This is a genomic window from Marinobacter vinifirmus, assembly GCF_002258215.1.
GTDB classification, from domain to species: domain Bacteria; phylum Pseudomonadota; class Gammaproteobacteria; order Pseudomonadales; family Oleiphilaceae; genus Marinobacter; species Marinobacter vinifirmus.
Genome location: NZ_NEFY01000041.1, coordinates 1 through 6,897 on the forward strand (window position 1 = coordinate 1; position 6,897 = coordinate 6,897).

Annotated in this window: 7 protein-coding genes; 1 reads left to right on the forward strand and 6 read right to left on the reverse strand. The window is 55.3% G+C overall.

Going from position 1 to position 6,897, the window contains the following annotated elements:
- The 6 genes from rfbB to wecA all read right to left on the reverse strand — a co-directional run.
- A partial coding sequence (gene rfbB / locus B9Q17_RS17650) for a dTDP-glucose 4,6-dehydratase (RefSeq protein WP_094626078.1) occupies positions 1–1,022 on the reverse strand: 1,022 nt, incomplete at its 3' end.
- A complete protein-coding gene (locus B9Q17_RS17655) occupies positions 1,019–2,098 on the reverse strand; it encodes a DegT/DnrJ/EryC1/StrS family aminotransferase (RefSeq protein WP_094626174.1) in 1,080 nt (359 codons plus the stop codon). The genes rfbB and B9Q17_RS17655, both read right to left, overlap by 4 nt.
- A 56-nt stretch (positions 2,099–2,154) precedes the next feature.
- Positions 2,155–2,730, reverse strand: a complete 576-nt coding sequence (locus tag B9Q17_RS17660; RefSeq protein WP_094626175.1) for an acyltransferase — start codon at positions 2,728–2,730, stop codon at positions 2,155–2,157.
- 9 nt (positions 2,731–2,739) lie between these two features.
- The gene (locus B9Q17_RS17665) at positions 2,740–3,687 is read right to left on the reverse strand and encodes a Gfo/Idh/MocA family protein (protein WP_094626176.1); all 948 of its coding nucleotides are present in this window, start codon (positions 3,685–3,687) and stop codon (positions 2,740–2,742) included.
- Between the two features lie 50 nt (positions 3,688–3,737).
- Entirely contained in the window at positions 3,738–4,493 is a 756-nt protein-coding gene (locus B9Q17_RS17670; RefSeq protein ID WP_094626177.1) for a Wzz/FepE/Etk N-terminal domain-containing protein, read from the reverse strand.
- A gap of 311 nt (positions 4,494–4,804) precedes the next feature.
- On the reverse strand, positions 4,805–5,866 hold the full coding sequence (gene wecA, locus B9Q17_RS17675; RefSeq protein WP_341864865.1) for a UDP-N-acetylglucosamine--undecaprenyl-phosphate N-acetylglucosaminephosphotransferase: 1,062 nt from the start codon (positions 5,864–5,866) through the stop codon (positions 4,805–4,807).
- A gap of 302 nt (positions 5,867–6,168) precedes the next feature.
- Between wecA and B9Q17_RS17680 the strand changes: the two genes are divergently transcribed.
- Entirely contained in the window at positions 6,169–6,711 is a 543-nt protein-coding gene (locus tag B9Q17_RS17680; protein WP_094624264.1) for a helix-turn-helix domain-containing protein, read from the forward strand.
- The last annotated feature ends 186 nt before the right edge of the window (positions 6,712–6,897 follow it).

A 6,897-nucleotide genomic window follows, 5' to 3' on the forward strand; every position in this document is an offset into this window, starting at 1 on the left:
TGGCACCAGTCGAGGTTGTCGAGGTACCACTGGACGGTTTTGCGGATGCCGGTTTCGAAGGTTTCTTCGGGCGCCCAGCCGAGTTCTTTCTGGATTTTGCTAGCGTCTATGGCGTAGCGCATGTCGTGGCCGGGGCGATCTTTTACGTTGGTGATTAAGTCCCGGTAGCTGCGTTCCTGCGGGCGAAGTTGCTGGAGGATGTCGCAGAGGGTGTGCACTACTTCGATGTTCTGTTTTTCGTTGTGGCCGCCGATGTTGTAGGTTTCGCCGGGCTGGCCTTCGGTGACGACTATGTAGAGGGCTCTTGCGTGGTCTTCAACATAGAGCCAGTCACGGACCTGGTCGCCTTTGCCGTAGACCGGAAGCGGCTTACCTTCCAGGGCGTTGAGGATCATCAACGGGATGAGCTTCTCCGGGAAGTGGTAGGGGCCGTAGTTGTTGCTGCAGTTGGTCACCAGTGCCGGCAGGCCGTAGGTGCGCTGCCAGGCTCTTACCAGGTGGTCTGAACTGGCTTTGCTGGCGCTATATGGACTGCTTGGGGCGTAGGCGGTTTGTTCAGTGAACAGGCGCTCTTCCGCGTTGGGTGTGTCGCTTGGGTGCGGGAGGTCGCCGTAGACTTCGTCTGTGCTGATGTGGTGGAAACGGAAGTTGGCTTTCTTTTCGGCTTCCAGCGCCTGCCAGTATTGGCGGGTGGCTTCCAGCAGGGTGTAGGTGCCTACGATGTTGGTTTCGATGAAGTCTGCCGGGCCGTCTATGGAGCGGTCTACGTGGCTTTCAGCGGCCAGGTGCATGATGGCGTCTGGTTGGTGTTCGGCCAATACGCGATCCACTTCGGCGCGGTTGCAGATGTCTACTTGTTCGAAGCTGTAGCGCTGGTTGTCGCTAACCGCCGCCAGGCTTTCGAGGTTGCCGGCGTAGGTGAGTTTGTCGAGGTTGACCACTTCATCGTTGGTGTGGGTGATGATGTGGCGGATGACGGCGGAGCCTATGAAGCCGGCACCTCCCGTTACCAACAGTTTCATTTGGTCGAAGCCTCTACAACAGCAGCCTGATCACTCTCACTCAAATAAGGATGCATAGGCAAACTCAAAACCACCTCAGCCACCGCATCCCCAACCGGCAACCCCGCCCCTGCATCCGCCACAGCCGGTTGCTTATTCAGCGGAATCGGATAATGCACAGCCGTAGGCACACCCGCAGCCTTTAACTTATCCTGTACATCCCCACGGTTTTCAACCCGCACGGTGTACTGCGCCCAGGCTGATACATTGTGTTCTTCAACGAACGGTGTTGTGTTAATGCCGGCCTCGCTCAGCAACTGCGTATACCGCTCAGCCACCTGGTTCCGCAGCTCAATCTCTTCAGCCAGAATTTCTAACTTAGGCAACAGAATGGCCGCTTGCAGGGTATCCAAGCGACTATTCACTCCCACACGAATGTGGTGGTAACGCCGATCCTGACCGTGGCGGGCTATCTGGCGCAGCACGGTGGCCAGTTCATCATCGTTGGTAAAGATGGCTCCGCCGTCCCCATAGCAACCCAGCGGCTTGCTCGGGAAGAAGCTGGTGCAGCCAATGGTACTCAGGTTGCAAGATTTCCGCCCCTTGTAGCTGGCGCCGAAGCTTTGAGCTCCGTCTTCAATCACTGGAATACCGTGTTTCTCTGCAATGGCATTGATGGTGTCGAAATCTGCGCACTGGCCATACAGAGAAACCGGGATAATCGCCTTGGTGCGCGGTGTAATCGCCGCTTGCAGTTTCGCAGGGTCCAGGTTGTAGGTTTTCGGATCAATGTCTACGTACACCGGCTTGGCACCCAGTACGGCAGGGGTCTCGGCGGTGGCGATGTAGCTGAAACCCGGTACGATTACTTCGTCGCCATGCCCTACTCCGAGAGCCATCTGGGCGATTTGCAGGGCGTCGGTTCCGTTGGCTACGGTGATACAGTGCTTCGCACCGCAGAATTCCGCCAGCTTCTGCTCCAGTTCTGCTACTTCCGGGCCCAGGATGTATTTGCCGTGGGCCAGGACTTTCTGAATGTTTGCGTCGATTTTGTCTTTGATTCTTGCCTGTTGGGCGGCTAGATCTACGAATTGCATGTTTTAAAGAGCCTTTTTGCCACTAAATCCACGAAAGGACACGAAAAAAGAAGGACTTATTGCTTGGTAACCTTTCCGCTCTCCAGCACATACTGCGCTCCGGTGTGCTGGCAGGTGGTTTCTGCTTCACCGGTTACGGGTAGATCCAGCTGTTCGCCGAATTCGCTCATCCAGCCGATTTGTTTGGCTGGCACACCCACCATCAGGGCGTAGGCGGGTACGTCTTTGTTCACCACCGCACCGGCGCCGACAAAGGCGAATTCACCTACGGTCACCCCGCACACGATTGTGCAATTGGCGCCGAGTGTTGCGCCCTTTTTAACGAGGGTGTCACGGTATTCGCTCTTGCGCTCGATGAGTGAGCGGGGGTTGTATACGTTGGTGAACACCATGCTGGGGCCGCAGAATACGCCCTCTTCCAGGTGCACGTTGTCGTACACCGACACGTTGTTCTGGATTTTGCAGTTATCGCCGATGGTGACTTTATTCCCGATGAACACGTTCTGGCCCATAGAGACGTTTTTGCCGACTCTGGCCCCGCCGCATACGTGCACGAAGTGCCATACGCGGGAGCCATCACCTATCTGCGCGCCTTCATCAACGATCGCGCTGGGGTGAATGCTTACAGACATAATGCCCCCTTACTGCTTCAGGAACGGATGGTAATCACCGGTCAATCCAGCCGGGGTGGCGTTGCGAATATGAGACACCGTCTCGATAGCCACACGGTTCTCTTCCAGACCAAAACCACGCCCCGCCAGGATTTCTTCATAGCTGCGGGTGTGCAGGTCGGTAAAGCCGCCGGAGAATTCGATTTCTTCACCATCCACAGTGATGGAACGGAACGTACGCTGGCCTTGGGCCTTGGCGCTTTCCGGTACGTATTTGTAGTCCACAGACAGGAACCAGCGCACCCGGGCTTTTTCATATTCCAGGTAGCCGGCGGCCATTGTGTCGTCGCTGTAGTGCACTACGTTGTCTTGCAGCTTGCCAAAGATGAAATGCAGCATGTCGTAGAAATGCACGCCAATGTTGGTGGCAATACCACCTGACTTCTTCGCGTCGCCCTTCCAGGACTGCAGGTACCAGTGGCCACGAGAGGTGATGTAAGTCAGGTCAACCTCGTGCTTGGTGTCGCGGTTTTCCGCCTGCACTTTGTCCCGTAGCGCAATGATAGAGGGATGCACACGCAGCTGCAGGATGGTGTTCACCTTCCGGCCTGTGTCCTTTTCGATATCGATCAAGCCATCGATGTTCCAGGGGTTCAGTACCAGAGGCTTTTCACAGATGGCATCGGCGCCAGCACGCAAGGCAAAGCGCATGTGGCTGTCGTGCAGGTAGTTGGGCGAGCAAATAGAAATGTAATCCACAGCGCTACCGTTATTGGCGCGGCGCAGCTTATCAATGTGCCGGTCGAAACGCTCAAACTCCGTAAAAAAGTCCGCTTCCGGGAAGTGGCTGTCGATAATGCCAACGGAGTCGTTCTTGTCCATGGCGGCAATCAGGTCGTTACCGGTGTCCTTGATCGCCTTCATATGGCGCGGTGCGATGTAACCGGCAGCGCCGATCAGTGCGAACTTTTTGCTCATAGAATCACTCTCACAATTTCGTCGAATCTTTTCGTAACACTTAGGGGAAATCAGTTTTGCTTCTGCTCACGCAGCGCTTTGCGAACCAGCGATGCAAACTCAGCGAAAAACACCGCGACAAAGGCAAAAATGAAACCCACAACGGTCGCCAAAACAACAATCAACTTCCGATTAGGCGCCACCCGCTCAATACTCTCACGCCCCACTACCATCAACTCTCCCGATGATAGCGACGCCAACTCCCCTTCCAGCTCAACCTGCTTCTGCATCACTTCCGCCACAGCCTGGCCGGCTTCTGGCGTTTGCTTCAATGAATCAAGCGTACGAACCACCGAGTCAAGACGGGTTTCAATATTGCTGCGTGTATCTACAATCTGCTTTTCATGCCGATTCTTAAGATGATCCAGTAGCTCTTTATGGAAAGCCCTTACATCCTCAGCGCTACCTTTCACCGCCTCAGAAGAAATCCGCACCAGGCTGGTGTCCTCCGGATTGGAAAAGCTTACATTGAAGGGAACACGCTCACCATGTTCAGCCTTATAAGCTGCCTCAAGCTCGGGCAGGCGCTGTGATTGCATCACCGCAATCGCCTTTGCGGGCTTTTCGACCGGCTCTTCCGCACTCTTTTCCGCGATCTGGTACAAGCTCACATATTCATACTGCTCGTCCTGCAGAAGCGCAAAAACCACCCCACCCACAACAAACAGCACAAACAAAACAATGAACAACCAGATCCGGCGAACAAAGATCGTCGCGAGGTCCACCAGCGAGATTTCGTCCTGATACGTATTATTTTCCTGATTCATTTCAGAGGATTACCTTTCCAATAAAGCCACAAACATTCAGGCACGCTACCGCCCCACCAACCCAAATCAGCGTAGTCAGGCAATAAGCAATCAGGCCACCGCAGGCGGAGGCCGATCCATGCACACAAAATACTGTTAATAAACGGCGCAATTCTACGCTAGTTATTAGGGAAATTCAGTTACCGGGAGTAAAGAGTTTGGCGGGGGTTTGGTGCTTGGTGGGAGATGGCCGCAAGAGAAGGGTGGGGTCTGACCCGTAGGGTCAGACCCCTTTGTATCCGTCAGGAGGGGAGCGATGCACCAAAAAACAACTACTGATGACCAACCTTCTTCCGAACCACCACCAGCAACCGCCAAACATGGCTAAGCGACCAGTCATACAGCGCGAACAATCCAACAAACGCCGTAAACATCAGCCACTCGGGCAGGTGGAAGAGCTCACCAAGCAGTCCAACGCTGGCGAACAGCATGGCCACTATGGTGATCATCAGCAGGGCTTCCCGGTCGGAGAAGCCGGCGCGCATGAAGATGTGGTGCAGATGGTCGCGGTCTGGTTTCATTACCGACTGCCCTTTGCGGGCGCGGCGTACCATGATGGCGACCATGTCCATCAGGGGAATGGCAATAATCCACAGGGCGGTTACCGGGCGCATGGCCATTTCGCCGGGCTGGGTGGCGTTTACCAGCAGCCACACCACGGCAAAGCCGATAAACATGGAGCCCGCATCGCCCATAAAGATGCGGTTGCGGAAAGGGGGAATACGCAGGTTAGCCATCAGATAAGGCACCAGCGCGCAGCTGATGCCTACCGCCAACGCCAGCTCAGCCACCAAACCGGAGGACGTGCTGAACAACAACGCCAGCGAGCCCAGTGCCACCAGCGACAGACTGCCAGCCAGGCCATCGATACCGTCCACCATGTTAAAGGCGTTGGTGGCACCAATTACCGCGGCAATGGTCACCAAAGGCCCGAGAATACCCAGTTCAATGGGCCCAAAGCCCAGCAAATTGCCGAAGGTTACCAGCGAGGTACCAGAACCAAAGGTCAGCACCGCGCCCAGCAGAACCTGCACACCCAGGCGGAATTTTGCAGGGAGGTCCCGGGCATCGTCCACCGCGCCCACAATCACCAGCAGCGCGGCACAAATCAGGAACAGCCCATGGCCACTGATCAGCGGCATGCCAATCATCCAGGCCACGCTCACGCCCACAAAAGCACTCAGGCCACCAATCAGCGGCACCGAACCCTTGTGGAGTTTCCGGTGGTCTGGGGTATCCAGCAAGTGCACCCTGCAAGCAATAGGGCGCAGGAAAAACAATGAGAGATAAGAAAAAAAGCCAGCCATAAGGCCGACGGAACTAGCCGCTTCCATGTGTAGGTCTCTCGTTAATTCAATAATGCCACTAAGCAGGGGGACCACCTTAGCTGCTAAACAAACCCTGTGCTATGAGCACAAAGTAGACAGTATAGCGGAGGTGTTAACCTTAGGTTACATGCCTGGAGGGATTTAACGTTGTTTTACCAAGGAGATGGTCAGAGATTCTGACCCGAAAGTCGGCAAAGGGGCCCGGCAAAGGGGTCTGACCCCTCTCACTCCAAACTTTGGCAGGAAGGGAGTTGGGAGATAGTCTGAAGTGACCCCCGAAAGTTGGACACCGACTTTTGGGGAGTCACATGACAAGAACACATAGTGAAGCATTCAAATTAAAGATGGTGAAGCTTTACCTCGAAGGCGGGGCCAGCTTCAACCGCATCTCCAGAGAATTCAATGTCGATAGATCTTTGGTTCGGCGGTGGGTGACGAGATACCGGCACCATGGTCTGAAGGGGCTGGAGCCCGCAACCAAGCACCATTACAGCCCGTCGTTCAAGCTCCATGTCGTCAAGTGCGTGACCCGAGATGGCCTGACGGACCGGCAGGCAGAGGCGAGATTTAACCTCAGGAGCACGGGGCTTATTGGCAAATGGCTGGTGCAGTATCATAGTGGCCAGCTAACCAAGCCACTTTCCGAGACCAAGCGAGCTGCCCCGATGGCCAAAAAGTCTGTAGACCTCCCACCTGCTGATGCGCCAGAGCGCAGTCTCTCGCAGGATGAGTTGATCGAAGAGCTGTTGTACCTGCGGGCGGAGAACGCTTATCTAAAAAAGCTGGATGCCTTGATCCAGAAAGAGAAAGCCGCAGCGCGCAGCAAAAAGCGCAAGCGGTCCAAGGGTTAAGGCAGAAGCATTCCCTGGCACGACTGCTGCGTGCAGCCGGGCTGTCCCGCAGCACGTTCTATTATCAGCTCAAGGTGCTGCGAGCGGGTGACAAATACGAGCCTCTAAAAGCTCGTATACAGGCGATCTACCGTAAGCGTCCGCCCATCACACCTTGTCAGGTGTAGCCGGCGTCCAGTTGTGGGG

Excerpts from the sequence above, each read along its gene's own strand:
- B9Q17_RS17655 (WP_094626174.1), bottom strand. The coding sequence starts at position 2,098 with ATGCAATTCGTAGATCTAGCCGCCCAACAGGCAAGAATCAAAGACAAA.
- B9Q17_RS17660 (WP_094626175.1), bottom strand. The coding sequence starts at position 2,730 with ATGTCTGTAAGCATTCACCCCAGCGCGATCGTTGATGAAGGCGCGCAG.
- B9Q17_RS17665 (WP_094626176.1), bottom strand. The coding sequence starts at position 3,687 with ATGAGCAAAAAGTTCGCACTGATCGGCGCTGCCGGTTACATCGCACCG.
- B9Q17_RS17670 (WP_094626177.1), bottom strand. The coding sequence starts at position 4,493 with ATGAATCAGGAAAATAATACGTATCAGGACGAAATCTCGCTGGTGGAC.
- wecA (WP_341864865.1), bottom strand. The coding sequence starts at position 5,866 with ATGGAAGCGGCTAGTTCCGTCGGCCTTATGGCTGGCTTTTTTTCTTAT.
- B9Q17_RS17680 (WP_094624264.1), top strand. The coding sequence starts at position 6,169 with ATGACAAGAACACATAGTGAAGCATTCAAATTAAAGATGGTGAAGCTT.